This is a genomic window from Burkholderia pseudomultivorans (assembly GCF_902499075.1).
GTDB classification, from domain to species: Bacteria; Pseudomonadota; Gammaproteobacteria; order Burkholderiales; family Burkholderiaceae; genus Burkholderia; species Burkholderia pseudomultivorans.
In genome coordinates this window covers 45,094-62,301 of sequence record NZ_CABVPP010000003.1, presented here as the reverse complement: position 1 = coordinate 62,301, position 17,208 = coordinate 45,094, and the positions used below count along the sequence as shown (strand labels likewise).

At 70.6% G+C, this 17,208-nt stretch carries 15 protein-coding genes; 6 read left to right on the top strand and 9 right to left on the bottom strand.

Annotated features, from left to right (window positions below; genetic code table 11):
• Positions 1-58: 58 nt before the first annotated feature.
• From BST28156_RS03805 to BST28156_RS03785, 5 genes are read right to left on the bottom strand one after another with little or no spacing between them, the layout of a single operon-like run.
• Positions 59-823: an ABC transporter ATP-binding protein gene (locus tag BST28156_RS03805; protein ID WP_174901528.1), complete on the bottom strand. Its 765-nt coding sequence runs from the start codon at positions 821-823 to the stop codon at positions 59-61.
• Positions 820-1,680 carry an ABC transporter ATP-binding protein gene (locus tag BST28156_RS03800; RefSeq protein WP_174901527.1) on the bottom strand — a complete coding sequence of 287 codons (861 nt, stop codon included), beginning with the start codon at positions 1,678-1,680 and terminating at the stop codon, positions 820-822. The genes BST28156_RS03805 and BST28156_RS03800 overlap by 4 nt, the downstream gene beginning before the upstream one ends.
• An 11-nt stretch (positions 1,681-1,691) precedes the next feature.
• Positions 1,692-3,503: an ABC transporter permease gene (locus BST28156_RS03795; RefSeq protein ID WP_060247607.1), complete on the bottom strand. Its 1,812-nt coding sequence runs from the start codon at positions 3,501-3,503 to the stop codon at positions 1,692-1,694.
• 23 nt (positions 3,504-3,526) lie between these two features.
• Positions 3,527-4,720, bottom strand: coding sequence for an ABC transporter substrate-binding protein (locus BST28156_RS03790; protein WP_060300076.1), 1,194 nt, complete (start codon positions 4,718-4,720; stop codon positions 3,527-3,529).
• A gap of 13 nt (positions 4,721-4,733) precedes the next feature.
• The gene (locus BST28156_RS03785) at positions 4,734-5,015 is read right to left on the bottom strand and encodes a hypothetical protein (protein WP_174901526.1); all 282 of its coding nucleotides are present in this window, start codon (positions 5,013-5,015) and stop codon (positions 4,734-4,736) included.
• Positions 5,016-5,075: 60 nt separating this feature from the next.
• Here BST28156_RS03785 and BST28156_RS03780 point away from each other — a divergent pair, with 60 nt between their 5' ends.
• From BST28156_RS03780 to BST28156_RS03765, 4 genes are read left to right on the top strand one after another with little or no spacing between them, the layout of a single operon-like run.
• The gene (locus tag BST28156_RS03780; RefSeq protein ID WP_174901525.1) at positions 5,076-6,062 is read left to right on the top strand and encodes a LysR family transcriptional regulator; all 987 of its coding nucleotides are present in this window, start codon (positions 5,076-5,078) and stop codon (positions 6,060-6,062) included.
• A gap of 49 nt (positions 6,063-6,111) precedes the next feature.
• Entirely contained in the window at positions 6,112-7,536 is a 1,425-nt protein-coding gene (locus BST28156_RS03775) for an NAD(P)-binding domain-containing protein (RefSeq protein WP_174901524.1), read from the top strand.
• Positions 7,537-7,572: 36 nt separating this feature from the next.
• Positions 7,573-8,103, top strand: a complete 531-nt coding sequence (locus tag BST28156_RS03770; RefSeq protein ID WP_174901523.1) for a CMD domain-containing protein — start codon at positions 7,573-7,575, stop codon at positions 8,101-8,103.
• Entirely contained in the window at positions 8,100-8,690 is a 591-nt protein-coding gene (locus BST28156_RS03765; RefSeq protein WP_174901522.1) for a peroxidase-related enzyme, read from the top strand. The genes BST28156_RS03770 and BST28156_RS03765 overlap by 4 nt, the downstream gene beginning before the upstream one ends.
• Before the next feature lie 183 nt (positions 8,691-8,873).
• On the opposite strand, the gene BST28156_RS03760 is transcribed toward BST28156_RS03765, so the two are convergent.
• Positions 8,874-9,305, bottom strand: coding sequence for an Lrp/AsnC family transcriptional regulator (locus BST28156_RS03760; protein WP_009694543.1), 432 nt, complete (start codon positions 9,303-9,305; stop codon positions 8,874-8,876).
• Positions 9,306-9,578: 273 nt separating this feature from the next.
• Between BST28156_RS03760 and ocd the strand changes: the two genes are divergently transcribed.
• Positions 9,579-10,658, top strand: a complete 1,080-nt coding sequence (ocd, locus tag BST28156_RS03755) for an ornithine cyclodeaminase (RefSeq protein WP_174901521.1) — start codon at positions 9,579-9,581, stop codon at positions 10,656-10,658.
• A 59-nt stretch (positions 10,659-10,717) separates the two neighbouring features.
• On the top strand, positions 10,718-11,722 hold the full coding sequence (gene ctlX, locus BST28156_RS03750; RefSeq protein WP_174901520.1) for a citrulline utilization hydrolase CtlX: 1,005 nt from the start codon (positions 10,718-10,720) through the stop codon (positions 11,720-11,722).
• 144 nt (positions 11,723-11,866) lie between these two features.
• Here ctlX and BST28156_RS03745 read toward each other — a convergent pair whose 3' ends face one another.
• From BST28156_RS03745 to BST28156_RS03735, 3 genes are read right to left on the bottom strand one after another with little or no spacing between them, the layout of a single operon-like run.
• On the bottom strand, positions 11,867-14,668 hold the full coding sequence (locus BST28156_RS03745; RefSeq protein WP_174901519.1) for an Hsp70 family protein: 2,802 nt from the start codon (positions 14,666-14,668) through the stop codon (positions 11,867-11,869).
• A gap of 5 nt (positions 14,669-14,673) precedes the next feature.
• A complete protein-coding gene (locus tag BST28156_RS03740) occupies positions 14,674-16,515 on the bottom strand; it encodes an Hsp70 family protein (RefSeq protein ID WP_060247504.1) in 1,842 nt (613 codons plus the stop codon).
• Positions 16,512-17,105, bottom strand: a complete 594-nt coding sequence (locus BST28156_RS03735; RefSeq protein ID WP_174901518.1) for a DUF2760 domain-containing protein — start codon at positions 17,103-17,105, stop codon at positions 16,512-16,514. Before BST28156_RS03735 ends, BST28156_RS03740 begins: the two co-directional genes overlap by 4 nt.
• Between the last annotated feature and the right edge of the window lie 103 nt (positions 17,106-17,208).

Genomic DNA, 17,208 nt, shown 5'->3' with positions numbered 1-17,208 from the left:
GCGTCTGCCCACGAATCGACGACGCTCGATCGTCGCGCGTTGCACGCTGTCGCCGCACTCACGCAGCCACCGCTTCCCCGCCCAGATACGCATCGCGCACGCGCTCGTCGCCGAGCAGCGTCTTCGCCGCGCCTTCGAGCACGACGCGCCCGGTCTGCAGCACGTATCCGTAATGCGCGATCTCCAGCGCGAGGCTCGCGTTCTGCTCGACCATGAACACCGTCACGCCCTGCCGGTTGATCGCGTCGATCAGCTCGAGCACCTTGTCGACGTAGAGCGGCGACAGCCCCATCGTCGGCTCGTCCATGCAGATCAGCTTCGGCCGCGCCATCAGCGCGCGCGCCATCGCGAGCATCTGCTGCTCGCCGCCCGACAGCGTGCCGGCGCGCTGCGCGAGCCGCTCTCGCACGCGCGGAAACAGATCGAGCACGCGTTCGTAGTCGTCGGCGACCGCCGCGCGGTCGCCGCGCGTGTATGCGCCCATCAGCAGGTTCTCGCGCACGCTCATGTCGCCGAACAGCCGCCGCGCCTCCGGCACGGCCGCGATGCCGCGCCGCACGCGCTGCGGCGTCGCGAGGCCCGTCACGTCGTCGCCGTCGAAGCGCACCACGCCGCGGCGCGGCCGCATCAGCCCGAGGATCAGCTTCATCGTCGTCGACTTGCCGCTCGCGTTGCCGCCGAGCAGGCTGACGATCTGCCCGCGGCCGACTTCGAAGTTCACGTCGAAATGCACCTGCACCGGTCCGTAGAACGTGTCGAGGTGTTCCAGCTTCAGCAACGCATCGGTCATGGTCGTATCGGATTCCGAATAAAGCGTGCTCATGCGGCCGCCTGCGCCGCGCGATCGGCCGGTGCGCCGCCCGCGTGGCGGCGGCCGAGATAGGCTTCGATCACGCGCGGATCGTGACGCACGTCGCGCGGCGCGCCTTCGGCGATCTTCACGCCGTTGTCGAGCACCATCACGCGGTCGGACACGCGCATCACGAGTTCGAGCTTGTGCTCGATCAGCAGGATCGTCAGGCCGCGCGCCTTCAGCGAGCGGATCAGCTCCAGCATCTCCGCGGTCTCGGTCTCGTTCATCCCGGCCGTCGGCTCGTCGAGCAGCAGCAGGCGCGGATGCAGCGCGAGCGCGCGGCCGATCTCGACGCGCCGCCGGTTCGCGTACGACAGGCTGTGCGCCGGATGATCGATGCGCGGCGTGAGCCGCTCGCCGAACCCGGCGACGATCTCGCGCGCCTCGTCGCGCAGCGCCGCTTCCTCGCGCCGCACCGACGCGGGACGCAGCAGCGCGCGCAGCACTTCGGCCGCCGCGCCCAATACGGGCCAGCCCGGCCGCGCCGCGCGCAGCCGCGCATGCGCGCCGATCAGCACGTTGTCGAGCACGCTCAGGTTGCCGAACACGCGGCCGTGCTGGAACGTGCGCGCCAGTCCGAGCGCGGCGAGCCGCTCGGGCGCCGCGCCCGTGATGTCGCGGCCGTCGAACGTCACGCGCCCGGCATCGGGCCGGTCCGCGCCCGCGATCAGGTTGAACAGCGTCGACTTGCCCGCGCCGTTCGGCCCGATCACGCTCAGCAGTTCGCCTTCGGCAAGCGTCAGGCTCGCGCCGTCGAGCGCGGTCACGCCGTCGAAGCGACGCGTTAGCCCCTGCACGTCGAGCAAGGTGCGGCGGGTGGTGGTCATCGCATTCCTCCTTACACCGTGCCGAGCAGGCCCTGCGGCCGGAACCGGACGAGCAGCAGCAGCACGAGACCGTAGATCAGCATCCGGTAGTCGGCCGCCCAGCGGAACAGTTCGGGCAGGCCGATCAGCGCGAGCGCGCCCGCAATGCCGCCGAGCACGTTGCCGAGCCCGCCGAGGATCACCATCGTCAGCGCGAGGATCGACACCTGCGAATCGAAGGTCTGGTGATTGATGTAGCTGTACAGGTGCGCGGCAATGCCGCCGCTCACGCCCGCCGCGACACCGCCGACCGCGAACGCGATCGCCTTGTAGCGATTCGGTGCGATCCCGTGCGCGCGCGCGGCGACGTCGTCCTCGCGCACCGCGCGCAGCGTGCGGCCCAGATGCGAACGCAGCAGCCGCACCTGCACGAGCGCGAACGCGACGAGCACCGCGAACGTGAACCAGTACGCCGCCTGCGCGGTCGACGCCCACGGCAGCGGCGCGATGCCGGTGATGCCGAGCGGGCCGCGCGTGAGGCCGTCCCAGTTCAGGATCACGAGGCTCACCACTTCGCCGATGCCGAGCGTCGCGATCGACACGTAGTGGCCGCGCAGCCGGAACGCCGGATAGACGAGCAGCGTGCCGAGCACGGCCGTGATCGCGCCCGCGCACGGGATCGTCACGGCCGGCGACCAGCCGAGATCCGACGACAGCAGCGCCGATGCATACGCGCCGATCACGAGCAGCGCCGCATGGCCGAGCGAGATCTGCCCGACCGTGCCGGCGACGAGCGTGAGGCTCAGTGCGAGCAGGCCGTACAGCCACGCGTTGGTCAGCGTCTGCAGCACGTATGGCGATGCGCCGAGCCAGGGCAGCACGGCCGCGAACACGACCAGCGCGACGATCGCCGGGCGCGGCACGCGCAGCGCTTTCGCGGCCGCGAGGAAGGTGCCCGTCATCGGCTCGGGCGGCAGCGCGCGGTTCGCGCTGAACAAGCCGTTCGGCCGCCAGACCAGGAACACGATCAGCAGCCCGAACGCGAACAGGTCGCGATAGCTCGTGCCGAACAGCGCGACGCCGTAGCTTTCGACGAGCCCGAGCAGCAGGCTCCCCGCGATCGCGCCCGGCACGTTGCCGAGCCCGCCGATCAGCAGCGCGACGACGCCTTTCAGCGTCGCCTGGAAGCCCATCGCCGGATCGATGCTGTTGTAGTACATGCCGACCAGCAGCCCGCTCACGCCGCCGAGCGCGCATGCGATCGCGAACACCGTCTGGTTCACGCGGTCGACGTCGACGCCCATCTGCAGCGCCGCGTCGCGATCCTGCGCCGTCGCGCGCACGGCCCAGCCGAGCCGCGTGAAGCGCAGGAAGCCGTACAGCAGCGCGGCCGCCGCGATGCCAATGCCGGCGATCAGCAGATCGAGCGACCCGAGCGTGGCGCCGCCGAGCCGCAGATGCCAGTCGGGCAGCGGCGTCGGCACCGCGCGCGGGTCCGCGCCGAACGCGAGCTGCGCGAGCTGGTCGAGGATGAAGCTGATGCCGATCGTCGCGAGCAGCGGTGCGATGCGCGCCGCATGACGCAACGGCCGCAGCCCGATCCGTTCGATCGCGACGCCAAGCGCACCGCAGCCGACGACCACCGCCGCGAGCGCGACCGGCAGCGGCAACCCGAAGCGCGTCAGGCACAGCCAGCCGATGAACGCGCCGACCATATAGACCGAGCCGTGCGCGAAGTTGATCAGATGCGACACGCCGAAGATCAGCGCGAGCCCGACGGCGAGCAGCGCGTAGATATTGCCGACGATGAGGCCGTTGAGCGTGTAGTCGAGCCAGGATGCCATCGCGATTCGTCCGGTACGGTTCTTCAGCGCGCCGCGAGCTGCGGCCTGGCGCCGTCCCACAACGCCCAGCGGCCCTGCTTCACGACGAGATACACGGTGCGCGCGCCCGCGACGCGGCGCGTCTGCGGATCGAAACGCACCTTGCCGAAGATCACGCTCGGCACGTCGCTGATCTTCGCGAAGCCGTCGTGCGCCGCCTGGCGGGTCGTGCCGTAGCGACGCAGCACCTCGGCCGACAGGATCAGCGCGTCGTATGCGCGCGCGACGAACGAGTCGGGATCGGCGTGGAATTTCGCGCGATAGCGCTGCACGAACGCCTGCACCTCGGGGCGCGGTTCGGCCGGGAAGAAGTTCGATTCGGTGTAGACGCCTTCGACGGCCGTGCCGCCCAGTTCGAGGAACTTCGGCGAATACACGGAACCGACCGCCGCGATCGGCAGCGCGATGCCCGACGTGCGCGCCTGCCGCACGATCTGCGCGCCGTCCGCGTAATACGAGATCAGCACGATCGAGTCGGGCTTCGACTCGCCGATCCGCACGAGCGTCGAGCGGAAATCCTTTTCGGCCGGTTGATAGCCTTCGGCCGCGACGACCTGCGCGCCGAGCGCCGCCGCCGCCTTCGCGAAGATGTCCTTGCTGGTGCGGCCCCAGTCGGTGTTCAGGTACAGCACCGCGATCCGTTTGAAGCCGAGTTCCTTCACCGCGTAGCGCGCGAGCAGCGGCTGTTCCTCGGCCTGGCTCAGCGCCGTGCTCCACAGATAGTCGCCGCCCTTCGTGAAGTCCGGGTGCGAGTTCGTGAAGCCGAACTGGATCAACTGTCCGCGCTGATAGATCGGCGACGCGGCCATCGACGTCGCGCTCGAAAAGTCGCCGAGCTCGATCACCACGCGCGGATCGGCGACGAACTTCTGCGCGATCGCCACCGCCTGGCGCGGATCGCTGCGGCTGTCCTGGAAGTCGATCGCGAGCGGCCGGCCGTGTATGCCGCCGCTGCCGTTGATTTCATCGAGTGCGAGGTCGAAGCCGCGCTTCCACTGCTCGCCGTATTGCGCGTCCTGTCCCGTGAGCGGCCCGCTCACGCCGACGACGACCGGCTCGCCCGATACGCCCGCGGCGAGCGCGGCGCCCGTCGACAAGCCCCATGCGGCCGCGAGCGCCGCCACCGTGCCCAGCACGCGCCGCCATGCGCCGCGCGCGTCGTTCCCCGAAACGTTCATGCATCCCCCAACGTCAGTCAGTCGAAAAGAGTGAGGGCATGAAACCATCGGGGTCCGGACGATCCAACGAAGTTTTGCGCATATCGATATCGCGGCGCGCGCGTAGCGCATCGCGCGCGTCGACGGCCACTTTCGCATCCGGCATCGCGCGGCCGCGACGAGGCGCGCCCATCGTGTTGATTCGATTGCCGTTTCCGGTCCTGCGGTGCACGTGCGAGATGCGCATGCGCGCATAGCCGGCAATGACGACGCGCGCGTCCTTCGCAGTTTTCGCGCTGTCGATAGCAAAAATCATTATAAGAATTGCGCATGCTCGCGCTCCTACAATGCGCAAATCGCATCATCGGAACGCGTCATGGAGCTGCATCAACTCGAGGCCTTTTCCGCCGTTATGTCGGCCGGCAGCGTGACCGGCGCGGGCGAACTGCTCGGCCGTTCGCAGCCCGCCGTCACGCGGCAGATCCAGGAGCTCGAGGCCGATCTCGGCTATGCGCTGTTCGACCGTCACGGCCCGCGCGTCACGCCGACGCGGCGTGCGTTCCTGCTTTACGAGGAAGTCGAGCGCTCGCTGATCGGTCTGCGCGCGATCGACGCACGCGCCCGTGCGATCGGCAGCGAAACCGCTCAACCCGTGCGCATCGCCGCGACGCCCGCGCTCGCGGCCACGATCGTGCCGGCCGCGCTCGCCGCGCTGCACGACGACACGCACGCACCGCACTACCAGCTGCGCAGCGAATCGGCCGAACACGTCGTGCACGAAGTGCTGGCCGGCACGGCGGACGTCGGCGTCGTCACGCTGCCGATGGCGCACGGCGGGCTCGACGTGCACTGGATTGCGCAGACGCCCTGCGTCGCGGTGCTGGCCGCCGGCGATCCGCTCGCGGCGCAGCCGCGCATCGCGCTGCGCGATCTCGCGCGACGCCGCATCGTGACCGTCGCGAACCGCCATCGATTGCGCCAGCGGATCGACGCGGCATTCGCCGCCGCGCGCGTCGAGCCGCGCGTATTCATCGAGACCAATGCATCGCTCAACGCGGTGATGGCCGCGCGCGCCGGCGTCGGGATCGGCATCGTCGATCCGGCGACGGGCGTCGCGCTGCCGGTGGACGGCGTCGTCGCGCGGCCGCTCGACGTCGACATTCCATTCGCGTTCGGCGTCGCGACGCCGGCCGGCAAGATGCGCACGGCGGCCGTCGATGCGCTGCTCGACGCGTTGCATCGCACGACGCGCGCGCTGTTCGACGATGCGATCTTTCACGATGCGTCCGCACACGACGCGCTGCTGCGCGGCGACCGCCCGCGCACGCGGGCGCGCCGGCCGCGCCAGGAGGTTTCCGCATGACGGCTTTCCGCACCTTTTCGAACAACGAAACGAAGGACGAACAATTCGCATGACGACCTCACTCGACGCACTCGAATCGCGGCTCGCCGAGGACCTGCGCTGGCTCGACCTGCCCGCACCGTCGTGGGTGCCGCCGCGCGATGTCGACGGCGAGCGCGTACTCGACGTTGCGATCGTCGGCGGCGGAATGGCGGGGCTCGCGGCCAGCGCCGAACTGCGGCTGCTCGGCATCGACAACCAGTGCGTGATCGACCGCGCGCCGGCCGGCTACGAAGGCCCGTGGGTCACGTTCGCGCGGATGGACACGCTGCGCTCGCCGAAGCAGCTTGCGGGCCCCGCGCTCGGGCTGCCCGCGCTGACGTTCCGCGCCTGGTTCGAAGCGCAATACGGTCGCGACGCATGGGACGCGCTCTACAAGATTCCGCGCACGCAATGGATGGACTATCTGCGCTGGTATCGGCGCGTGCTCGACCTGAACGTACGCAACGACACGACGCTCGTCGCGCTGCGCCCGCGCGACGACGGCCTGCTCGCGCTCGATCTCGACACGCACGGCCACGCGCAGACGCTGCTCGCGCGCCACGTCGTGCTCGCCACCGGCCGCGACGGGCTCGGCGGCCCGTACGTGCCGCCCGTCGCGCGACGCGCGCCGCGCACGCGCTGGGCACACTCGTCGGAGCCGATCGACTTCGCGGCGCTGGCCGGCAAGCGCGTAGGCGTCGTCGGCGCCGGCGCGTCCGCATTCGACAACGCGGGCACCGCGCTCGAAGCGGGCGCCGCACGCGTCGACCTGTTCTTCCGCCGCACGGACATTCCGCGCATCAACAAGCTGACCGGCATTGGCAGCCCGGGCCTCGTGCACGGCTACGCCGACCTCGACGATGCCAGCAAGTGGCGCTTCATGCACTACGCGCTGACATCGCAGACGCCGCCGCCGCGCGACAGCGTGCTGCGCGTGTCGCGCCACGCGCAGGCTGTCTTTCATGCGGGCAGCCCGATCGAGACGCTTGCCGAGCACGCGGACGGGCTCGAAGTCACGACGCCGCGCGGCCGCTACGTCGTCGACTTCCTGATCTTCGCGACGGGTTTCCATTCGGACTGGACGACGCGCGCGGAATTCGCGGCGTTCGGTGCGCACGTGCGGCGCTGGAAGGATCGCTATCGCCCCGCGCCCGATACCTGGCTCGACGAGCTGGCCGAGTCGCCCGACCTCGGCCCCGCATTCGCGTTCCGGGAGCGCGAACCCGGCGCGTGCCCGGCCGTGACGCGCATCCATTGCTTCAACCATGCGGCGAGCCTGAGCCACGGCAAGCTGTCCGGCGACATTCCCGCGATCAGCGCAGGCGCCGAACGGCTGGCGCGCGGCATCGCGAGCCGGCTGTTCGACGCGGACCGCGACCGCCACTACGACGCGCTGGTCGCGTTTGCAAACGCCGAGCTGCAAGGCGACGAATGGCGCGACGCCGATGCGTAAGCGCCTGTTCCATTGACGATGACGGATACCGAAACGATGACCGATTCCCTCACGCCGGCCGATGCGCCGGATACGATCGACCGCGTGGCCGGCCTGCGCGCCGGCGATGCCACGGCCGCACTGCGCCGCGCACGCGACAAGGTGCGGTTGCATACGCAGCTCGGCGAAGCGGCGCTGTTCGATCCCGCGCTGCCCGAGCTGTCGCCGGTCGAGCGCCTGCATGCGGCGCGGTATGTCGCGCAGCGCTCGAACGCGCCCGCCCTGGCGTCGCTCTATCGCGCGCGTCTGATCGACGCCGGCGGCAGCGACGCCGACATCGCGCAGGCGGACGCCGATGCGTTCGACGCGCTGCCAGCGCGGCTCGGCGCAATCCTCGCGCATGCGCGGCTTCTGACGACGTCTCCCGCCGCTGCGCGCCAGTCCGATCTCGACGCATTGAAAACAGCCGGCCTCACGACGCCCGCGATCGTCGCGCTGTCGCAGCTCGTCGCGTTCGTCGCCTATCAATTGCGCGTCGCGGCGGCTGCCCAGGCATTGCAGGCGCGCGTCGCGAAGGAGGCCGCATGACGACGCATGCTCACGGCTTCACGTTCGACACGCTCGGCTGGCGTGCGTGGCTCGACACCGTGCCGCTCGACGCGGCGACGCCCGAACAGCTTGCGGTGCTCGACGCGAGCCATCCGCAGGCAAAGACGTCCGATTACTATCTGCTGCTCGTTCATCTGCCCGAGATCCTGCGGCAGCGTTCGGGCGTATTCAACGCGATCATGTACGGGCCCGGCGGGCTGTCGCGCGCGGAGCGCGAACTGGCGAGCACGGTGGTGTCGCGCGTGAACGGCTGCGTGTACTGCGCGTCCGTGCATGCGCAGCGCTTCGCGCAACTCGCGAAGCGCACCGACGCGATCGAGCAGGTGTTCGACGCTCCGGCGACGGCCGGCACGACGGCGCGCGAACGCGCGATCGTGCGCTATGCGATCGCGCTGACCGAGCGGCCGGATGCGGTCGGCGCGGACGATATCGCGGCGCTCGAAGCCGAGGGGCTCACGCACGAGGAAATCCTCGACCTGTCGCATGCGGTCGCGATCTTCGGATGGGCGAACCGGTTGATGCTGACGCTCGGGGAGCCGGAGTTTGCGGAGGCGGGAGGACGGTAGCGCGGGCGATGCGTCGTCTGTCGTTGCGGTCGGGTGGGGGAACATGCTCATGCGGCGCCGGTCGCTGGCGGGTGAGCGCATGGACTTCCGATGCGGCGGCAATCTTTTTCACGTCATCGCTCGTCCGACTGCCTCGATACGCGTCAGAACATTCATACGACGCATACCATACGCACTGGCCGCTCACGCCTTATGCGTCGACAACAAAATACTCGTCTCCGTATTCGCGATCCCGTCGATCAACCGGATCGCGCCGAGCACGCGGTCGAAATGCTCGAGCGAATCGGCGTGCAGTTCGGCAACAAGATCCCAGCGCCCGTTCGTGCTGTGTATCGCCGCGACGTTCGGATGCCCGCGCAGCACCTTCACCACTTCCGCACCGCGATTGCCCTGCACCGCGATCGACATCAGTGCGCGGATCCGGTGCCGGTCGGCCGCGGGCTTCAGCCGCACCGTATAACCGACGATCACGCCGTTCTTCTCCAGCCGCGTCAGCCGGTTCTGCACCGTCGCGCGCGCGACGCGCAGCGCCTTCGCCAGCGCGACGACCGGCAGCCGCGCGTTGTCGCGCAGCAGCGCAATGAGCTGTCGGTCGACGTCGTCGAGCGTAATCATGGGCGAACCTTCCTGTTGAACGTGCAGAGCGCGCACGGGCCGGCAAGCGTGCCGCACGCCGCGCATTCCAGCCAGTGGCGAATGAACAGATTGTCATCCTGAACCGGCATTTTGACAAATCCATCGATAAATCTGCCACTTTTGCTGTCTATTTGTTGGCTTCACTCGCGGAAATAATGTCTCCATCGACCGGCTGCCCCGGCCGCGCCGACGCGTTTCGACGTGCCGGCGCCCGCGCAGCGGCGCTATCGGCAAAACCATGGAGACAGACTCATGACCCGCTTCCTCGACGTTCCCGCCACCGCCCGACTGATCGCGCAGACCGGCGTCACGCCGTTTCTGCGCCAGCTCGTCGACACGCTGCGTGCCGACTACCTGCACTGGGCCGATTTCGACAAGTCGCCGCGCGTCGCGTGCCACTCGCGCGACGGCGTGATCGAACTGATGCCGGTCGCGAACGCGTCGCTGTTCGCGTTCAAATACGTGAACGGCCACCCCATCAACGCCGCGCGCGGAATGCACACGGTGATGGCGTTCGGCGCGCTCGCCGAAGTCGAAACCGGCTACCCGCTGCTGCTCGCCGAACTCACGTTGACGACCGCGCTGCGCACGGCCGCGACCTCGGTGCTCGCCGCGCAGGCGCTCGCGCGGCCCGACTCGCGCACGATGGCGCTGATCGGCAACGGCGCGCAGAGCGAGTTCCAGGCGATCGCGTTCCATACGCTGCTCGGTATCGACGAAATCCGCGTGTTCGACGTCGACCCGCGCGCGACCGACAAGCTGGTGCGCAACCTCGCCGCGTATCCGGCGCTGCGCGTCGTGCGCGCCGCGTCGACCGCCGAAGCGGTGCGCGGCGCCGACATCGTGACGACGGTCACGGCCGACAAAGCCTACGCGACGATCGTCACGGCCGATATGATCGAGCCGGGCATGCACCTGAACGCGGTCGGCGGCGACTGCCCGGGCAAGACCGAGCTGGAAGCGGACGTGCTGCGCGCGGGCCGCGTATTCGTCGAGTTCGAACCGCAGTCGCGCATCGAGGGCGAGATCCAGCAGATGCCCGCCGATTTCCCGGTGACCGAACTGTGGCGCGTGCTGCAGCACGAAACGACCGGCCGCGAGCGCGCCGACGAGATCACGGTGTTCGACTCGGTCGGCTTCGCGCTCGAGGATTACTCGGCGCTGCGCTACCTCTATGCGCTGGCGCAGCAGCACAACGCGGGCGTCGAGATCGCGCTGATTCCGCCAGCCGTCGATCCGAAGAACCTGTTCGCGCTGATCGACGATCCGGCCGCGGTCGCGCACGGCCACGCGGCATTCGTCGCCGAAGCCGTCGCCGCGTTCGCGCGCTGATGCTCCGAATGCCGGGCGGCACGCGCCGCCCGGCCCCTCGCCTTTCGCTCCCGCTCCTCATGAACCTCGTATCGATCCAGGCACCGGCCGCCGTCGTGATGATCCGGCCGCACCGCTTCGTGCCGAACCCGCAGACCGCGGCCGACAACGCATTCCAGCGCACGGCGTCGGCCGGCGGCGCATCCGACGTGTCCGCGGCCGCACGCGACGAAGTGAGCGCCGCCGCGCAGACGCTCGCCGACGCCGGCGTGCGCGTGCACGTGTTCGACGATCACGGCGAGCGCGACACGCCCGACTCCGTATTCCCGAACAACTGGTTCTCGACGCATCCGGGCGGCCACGTCGCGCTGTATCCGATGCACAGCCCGAACCGCCGCCGCGAGCGGCGCGCCGATATCGTCGAGATGCTGAAGGCCGAGTACCGCGTGCAGGATGTGATCGACTACTCGGGACTCGAATACGACGACGTGTTTCTCGAAGGCACCGGCGCGATGGTGCTCGACCACGTCGCGCGGATCGCCTACACCGCGCGTTCGCGCCGCGCCGATCCGGTCGCGCTCGAACGCTTCTGCACGCATTTCAATTTCGAGCCGATCTGCTTCGATACGGCCGACGCCGACGGTCGGCCGATCTATCACACCAACGTGATGATGAGCGTCGCGACCGAGTTCGCGATGGTCGGCCTCGACCTGATCGCGGACGGCCGTCGCCGCGACGAGATCGCGCGCCGCCTGGCCGAGACGGGCCGCACGGTGATCGCGCTCGATGCGGCGCAGATCGCAAATTTCGCGGGTAATACGCTGGAATTGTCGGGGCGGGACGGGCGCGTGCTCGCGCTGTCGCGGCGCGCGTTCGATTGCCTGACGCGCGAGCAGCGCGCGACGATCGAGCGTTCCGCGCGGCTGCTGCCGCTCGACGTGCCGACGATCGAACTGGCCGGCGGATCGGTGCGCTGCATGCTCGCAGGCATTCACCTCGCGCGGCGCACGGCCGCGCCGGAGGCGAGCAACACGACGCTCGTCGAGTCGGTCGACCGGCAGCGCGAACCCGCAACTCACGCCTGACGCAGGCCTGCGCGAGCGCTTGCCTGCCGATGCCGCGCGTCGGCAGGCAATCTGCCATCGTGACGATGCCGGGAATCACACCACAAGGCGCGCAGCGTCACTGCAAGGAATCCGAACGACCCACCCCGCTCGGCTCGCCGCCCGTCAATCCCCCAGCAGCTTCAACCCGGCCGGCAGCGTCTCGCCGAACACGCGCACGGTGTCGGCCTCGTCGAACGCGATCGCTTCGCGCACCATGTCGATCCACGCCGGCGACGCGTTCGCCGCGCCCAGCCGGCGGATCACCGCGTCGCGCGTGTCGGCCGGCAGGTCGCGCGAGCGGTCGCCCGTCATCCGCGCGATCTGCGCGGCCGCGAACGCGGCCGGCTCGACCTGCTTCCAGTCGAGCGCGAACAGCGCATCGAGCCATTCGCATGCGACATCGGCCGGCACCACGGTGTGCGCGCTGCCGTAGAACGGGCGCCGCGCGCCGATGCGTCCCAGCGCCCATGCGCACAGCGCGCGCTCGGCCGGCTTCTGCAATTGCGCGATCAGGCGCTCGGCCAGCTCGATCTTGCGCTCGACCGGCAAGCGTTCGAGCGACGCCGACAATCGCGTCATGTCGGCCGGCCCGACCTTGTCCGGGTCGAACGGCAGCTTGCGGCGCTTGTCGTCGGGCGACGGTTCGAGGAACGCGATCGCGTCGCGCACCTGCGTCTGCGCGTCGTCGTCGAGGCCGCCCGCTGCGCGCCGCCACAGCGTCCACCACTCGGACCAGACCTGCCCGTCGTTCACATACTGGATGCCGTCGTCGAACAGCGGCCACAGTTGCTCGATGCGCCATGCGTCGAGCGGATGGCCGAAGCCCGGGCGCACGCAATAGCCGGCCAGGTTCAGCCACGCGCGTTCATGATCGGCCGAACGCCGCCGGCGACGCGCACGCGCGAGCAGCGCGTCGAACAGTTCGCGCGCGAGCGCGACGTCCCACTCGTCGCGCGGGCCGAGCACCTGTTCGAGCTGCGCGCGCAGCCGGCGCGTGTCTTTCGGCGTGACGTTCGCCGCGCGGCTGCCGAACGAGCGGTCGATCAGCTCGATCGCCTGATCGACACGCGGGTGTCGCGCGGGCGCGGCTTCGTCGTCCTGCGCCGGCGCATCGCCGCGCAACTGGAATTCGAGCCGCCAGCGGCGTGCCGCGTCGTCGGTCGCGATGCAGTGCATTTCGAGCGTGCCGACTTCCGTCAGCGACGCGGTGAGCTTCACCGGCGTCTCGCGCGCGCCGCCGCCCGCCTGCCGGTCGACGACGGTCGCGATCGGCGGCAGCCGCACGAAGTCGCCGCCGTCGAGCGTGATGAGGTCGCCGGGGCGATACGCGGTGTCGGCCACCGTCGACACGAGGTGGAAGCGCACCGGCTGCCCGAGCTGCAGCGCGAACGTGCGATCTTCGAGGCGGATCTCGCGGCCCTCTTCCGCGCCGCGCGGCAGCAGGCAGACGCCGCGCGCGGCCGCGTCGCCGTCGCCATCGCCGAGCACGAGGAAGTAGCTGCGCGCGGAGCCGCCGCCGATGCGCGGCGCATGGCCTGCGCGCGCGAGGCCGTAGGCGACCGCGCCCCGCGCGACCGCCACGTCCGGATGCGCGTTGTGGAGTACGTCGAGCGCCGCGCCGCGCCACGCGCCGAGCGTCTGCGCGAGACGGCCGGCCAGCGCGTGCGCGCGAAACACGCCGCCGTTGAGCAGCAGCGTGTCGGGCAGCGGCCCTTCCGCGTGTCGGCTCAGAAACGCCGCGACGTGCCGCGTGACGGCCGGGTCGCTCGCATACGGCAGCCCGAATTCGACGATCGCGGCCCGCGCGCGGCGCGGCAGCTCGCCGGCCTCGACCTGCGGAAAGAATCCATCGACGACGATCTGCTCGACTTCGCGCCGCGTCAACTCCGCCGAACGCGCGCCGCCGACGAGCCGGCTGCCCGCGCCAAGCAGCGTGACGGTGACGGACGCCGGCGCATCGTCGCCGAGCAGGCGCTCCTTTGCCGCACGGCAGCGCTCGACGAGCTGCGACAGGCTCGCGGCCGACAGCCGCGCGCCGGGCTCGGTCAGCCGCGGTTCCACGAGACGCGCCAGCGCGAGATCCATGTTGTCGCCGCCGAGCATCAGGTGATTGCCGACGCCGACGCGCGTGAAAGTCGGCTCGCCGTCGTCGCCGGGCGCGACGTCGACGAGCGTGAGATCGGTCGTGCCGCCGCCGACGTCGCAGATCAGCACGCGCCGCGGCGCGGCGAACCGGTCGCGCAGCGCGTCGCGCTGCCCGTACAGCCAGTCGTAGAACGCGGCCTGCGGCTCCTCCAGCAGCCGCAGCGCGGGCAACCGCGCGCGGCGCGCGGCCTCGACCGTCAGTGCGCGCGCACCGTCGTCGAACGACGCGGGCACCGTGAGAATCACGTCCTGCTGCGCGAGCGGCGCATCGGGAAAGCGCGCGTCCCATGCGTCGCGCACGTGCGCGAGATAGCTCGCGCTTGCGTCGACCGGCGACACCTTGTCGACGCCGTCGGCCGCGCCCCACGGCAGGATCGGTGCGAGCCGGTCGACCGACGCGTGCGACAACCAGCTTTTCGCGCTGGTCACGAGCCGCCCCGGCACCTGCGCGCCGAGCGTGCGCGCATAGCGGCCGATCACGGGCGGCAGCGCACTGCCGTTGCCGCCGTCGCGATCGCCCGGACCGCGACGGCCGCCGGCCGTGCCGCCCGCCGCGTCGCGCGCGCCGGACGCCTGCCACGGCAGCCGCAGCGCCTCCGCCGCAAGCTCGCCCGGCGCCGGGTGATAGCGGACCGACGGCAGCAGCGGCTGCGCGGCCACCGCGCCGGGCCCGACCAGCTGCTCGACGTCGAACACGCGGATCGCGTCGGAGCCGGCCGCGACATACGCGACGACCGTATTGCTGGTGCCGAGGTCGATACCGACCGTATAGCGCTTCATCGCACTCAGGCAGTGCCGCGCACGTCGAACTCGACCTTCCAGCGCTCGTCGGTGCCGCTCGGGATCGCTTCGAGCTCCAGCGTACCGGCCTCGGTCACGCGCGCATGCAGCCTCACGGGCACGATCTCGCCGACCGTGCGCCCTTCGGCGGGCAGCGTCGCCTGGATTTCCTCGAGTTCCTGCAGCTCTTCCGGCGACCAGTAGTCGAGCAGCGTGCCGACCTGATCCTGACGGCGCACCGACGAACCGAAGAAACGGAACTGCACCGGCTCGCCGACGACGAGGCCGAACTCCTGCGGCGGCAGCGCCGCATCCGAGCCCTCCTCCATCCCGAACGGTGCGACGCACAGCGCCTGCACCGGCGGTTCGAGCCCCGGCACCGCGGGCATCGCCGATTCGATCGCCACGTAGTACGCACGCGCCGTGCCGCCGCGAATCCGCACGCCGCGGCCGCGCTTCACGTAGCCGTAGTACGCCGCGCCGCGCGCAACCGCGAGATCGAGATCCGCGCCTTCGAGCAGGCGCGCGGGCGGCGCGCCTTCGGCGGCGAGCCAGCCGTTGAGCGTGTCGAGCACGCGCTGCGTGAGCAGCGTCGACTTGAACACGCCGCCGTTGAACAGCACCGCGGTCGGATGCAGGAACGTCGCGCCGGCCGGCAGCGTGCGCTGCACGCCTTCGAGCGTGTCGAGCGCCGCGACCTGGCGGCCGAGGAACGCCGCGAGATGGCGCGTGATGCCCGCGTCCTGCGCATACGGCAGGCCGAGCTGCGTCAGACCGACACGCGCGCGGCTGACCGGGCGCGCGGCCGCGTCGACCTGCGGGAAGAAGCCTTCGAGGATCGTCTGCGTGAGTTCCGCGCGTGTCAGCTCGGTGCGGATCGAGCCGCCGATCAGCTTCGAGCCGCGGCTCGGCACGACCAGCGGCACCGCGTCGGTCGTCGGGTCGGACAGCAGCGTCTCCTTCGCGCCGCGGCACGCATACGTGAGTGCGCGCAACTGCCACGGATCGGCCTGCGTGCCCTGCTGCGCGAGCTTGCGCGCGACCACGTGCGCGAGCGCGAGGTCCATGTTGTCGCCGCCGAGCAGGATGTGCTCGCCGACGGCCACGCGATGCAGCTCGAGATTGCCGTCGCGCTCGACCACCGCGATCAACGACAGGTCGGTCGTGCCGCCGCCGACGTCGACGCACAGGATCAGGTCGCCGACCTTCACCTGCTTGCGCCAGCCGCCTTCGCTCTTCTGGATCCAGCTGTAGAGCGCGGCCTGCGGCTCTTCGAGCAGCGTCATCCGCGAATAGCCGGCGGCGCGCGCGGCCTCGGCCGTCAGTTCGCGCGCGGCCGGGTCGAACGACGCGGGAATCGTGACCGTCACGTCCTGCTCGACGAACGGCGCGTCCGGATGCGCGTGATCCCAGGCCTCGCGCAGATGCGTCAGGTAGCGGATCGAGCTTTCCAGCGGCGACACGCGCGCGACCTCGGGCGGCGCGTCGCTCGGCAGGATCGCCGCGCGGCGATCGACGCCCGGATGGCACAGCCAGCTCTTCGCGCTCGACACGAGGCGGATCGGCGTGCCCGCGCCGCGGCTGCGCGCCATCTCGCCGACCGCGAACTCGCGCGAGGCCGTCCACGGCAGCGTCAGGTCGCCCTGCGTCAGCTCGCTCGGGTGCGGCAGGTAAAGAAACGACGGCAGCAGGTCGCGCGACTCCAGCGCGCCGGGCGCGGTGAGCTGCGCGATCGGCAGCACCTGCTGCGCGATCGTCTCGCCGTCGCTCGCGGCGCTGTCGACGTACGACAGCGCGCAGTGGGTGGTACCGAGGTCGATACCGATCGAATAGCGCGGATCGCTCACAGTTCCACCTCCGCCGGTGCGACCACCGATGCGTCATGGCTGCCCGTCAGCTTCGGCAGGCGCACGTCGGCGACGCGCCAGCCGCGATGGCTGATCGTGCCCGTAAACGGCGCCGAACCGACCACGTTGCCGGTCACGCGCACGGCCGTCGCGTCGAAGCCGGCCGGCAGCGTCACGCGGCTGCCTTCCGCCTCGTCGCGCACCGGCACGATCGTGAAGTGCTCGCGCAGCGCGGCGCGGCAGCCGTCGTGCACGAGGCGCGCGGCCGCGCCGATATCGGCGTCCGCGTAACCCGCGATGTCTTCCTCGACGAAATCGATGAAGCGCGCATCGCGCTGCAGCAGGCCGAGCAACTGCAGCGCAGCCTGCGGGCTCGCTTCGCGCAGTTCCGGCGCAGGAGCCTTGACGGGCGCAGGCGCAGGCGCGGGTTGCGGTGCGGGTGCGGCAGCCGGCGTCGGCGCGACCGGAGCCGGGACGCCGTCGCGCACGCGCAGCACGCCGGCGGCGAATTCGCGATTGCCGAGCACGGAGAAGAAGGTCCCGACGGCAAGCGACAGCCGGCCGAAGAAGGACAGGTTGGATTCGGGCATGAGGTCTGGACTCCTGTGGGCTCGCCGCGCGGCGAGCAATCTTGCCTGGGCGCCGGGCGGCGGCGCGCGGCACGCGCACCGCGCCGCCCGGCGCGTGATTCTG

Excerpts from the sequence above, each read along its gene's own strand:
- BST28156_RS03775 (WP_174901524.1), top strand. The coding sequence starts at position 6,112 with ATGACGACCTCACTCGACGCACTCGAATCGCGGCTCGCCGAGGACCTG.
- BST28156_RS03745 (WP_174901519.1), bottom strand. The coding sequence starts at position 14,668 with ATGAAGCGCTATACGGTCGGTATCGACCTCGGCACCAGCAATACGGTC.
- ocd (WP_174901521.1), top strand. The coding sequence starts at position 9,579 with ATGACCCGCTTCCTCGACGTTCCCGCCACCGCCCGACTGATCGCGCAG.
- BST28156_RS03780 (WP_174901525.1), top strand. The coding sequence starts at position 5,076 with ATGGAGCTGCATCAACTCGAGGCCTTTTCCGCCGTTATGTCGGCCGGC.
- BST28156_RS03800 (WP_174901527.1), bottom strand. The coding sequence starts at position 1,680 with ATGACCACCACCCGCCGCACCTTGCTCGACGTGCAGGGGCTAACGCGT.
- BST28156_RS03805 (WP_174901528.1), bottom strand. The coding sequence starts at position 823 with ATGAGCACGCTTTATTCGGAATCCGATACGACCATGACCGATGCGTTG.
- ctlX (WP_174901520.1), top strand. The coding sequence starts at position 10,718 with ATGAACCTCGTATCGATCCAGGCACCGGCCGCCGTCGTGATGATCCGG.
- BST28156_RS03790 (WP_060300076.1), bottom strand. The coding sequence starts at position 4,720 with ATGAACGTTTCGGGGAACGACGCGCGCGGCGCATGGCGGCGCGTGCTG.
- BST28156_RS03760 (WP_009694543.1), bottom strand. The coding sequence starts at position 9,305 with ATGATTACGCTCGACGACGTCGACCGACAGCTCATTGCGCTGCTGCGC.
- BST28156_RS03795 (WP_060247607.1), bottom strand. The coding sequence starts at position 3,503 with ATGGCATCCTGGCTCGACTACACGCTCAACGGCCTCATCGTCGGCAAT.
- BST28156_RS03735 (WP_174901518.1), bottom strand. The coding sequence starts at position 17,105 with ATGCCCGAATCCAACCTGTCCTTCTTCGGCCGGCTGTCGCTTGCCGTC.
- BST28156_RS03770 (WP_174901523.1), top strand. The coding sequence starts at position 7,573 with ATGACCGATTCCCTCACGCCGGCCGATGCGCCGGATACGATCGACCGC.
- BST28156_RS03765 (WP_174901522.1), top strand. The coding sequence starts at position 8,100 with ATGACGACGCATGCTCACGGCTTCACGTTCGACACGCTCGGCTGGCGT.
- BST28156_RS03785 (WP_174901526.1), bottom strand. The coding sequence starts at position 5,015 with ATGATTTTTGCTATCGACAGCGCGAAAACTGCGAAGGACGCGCGCGTC.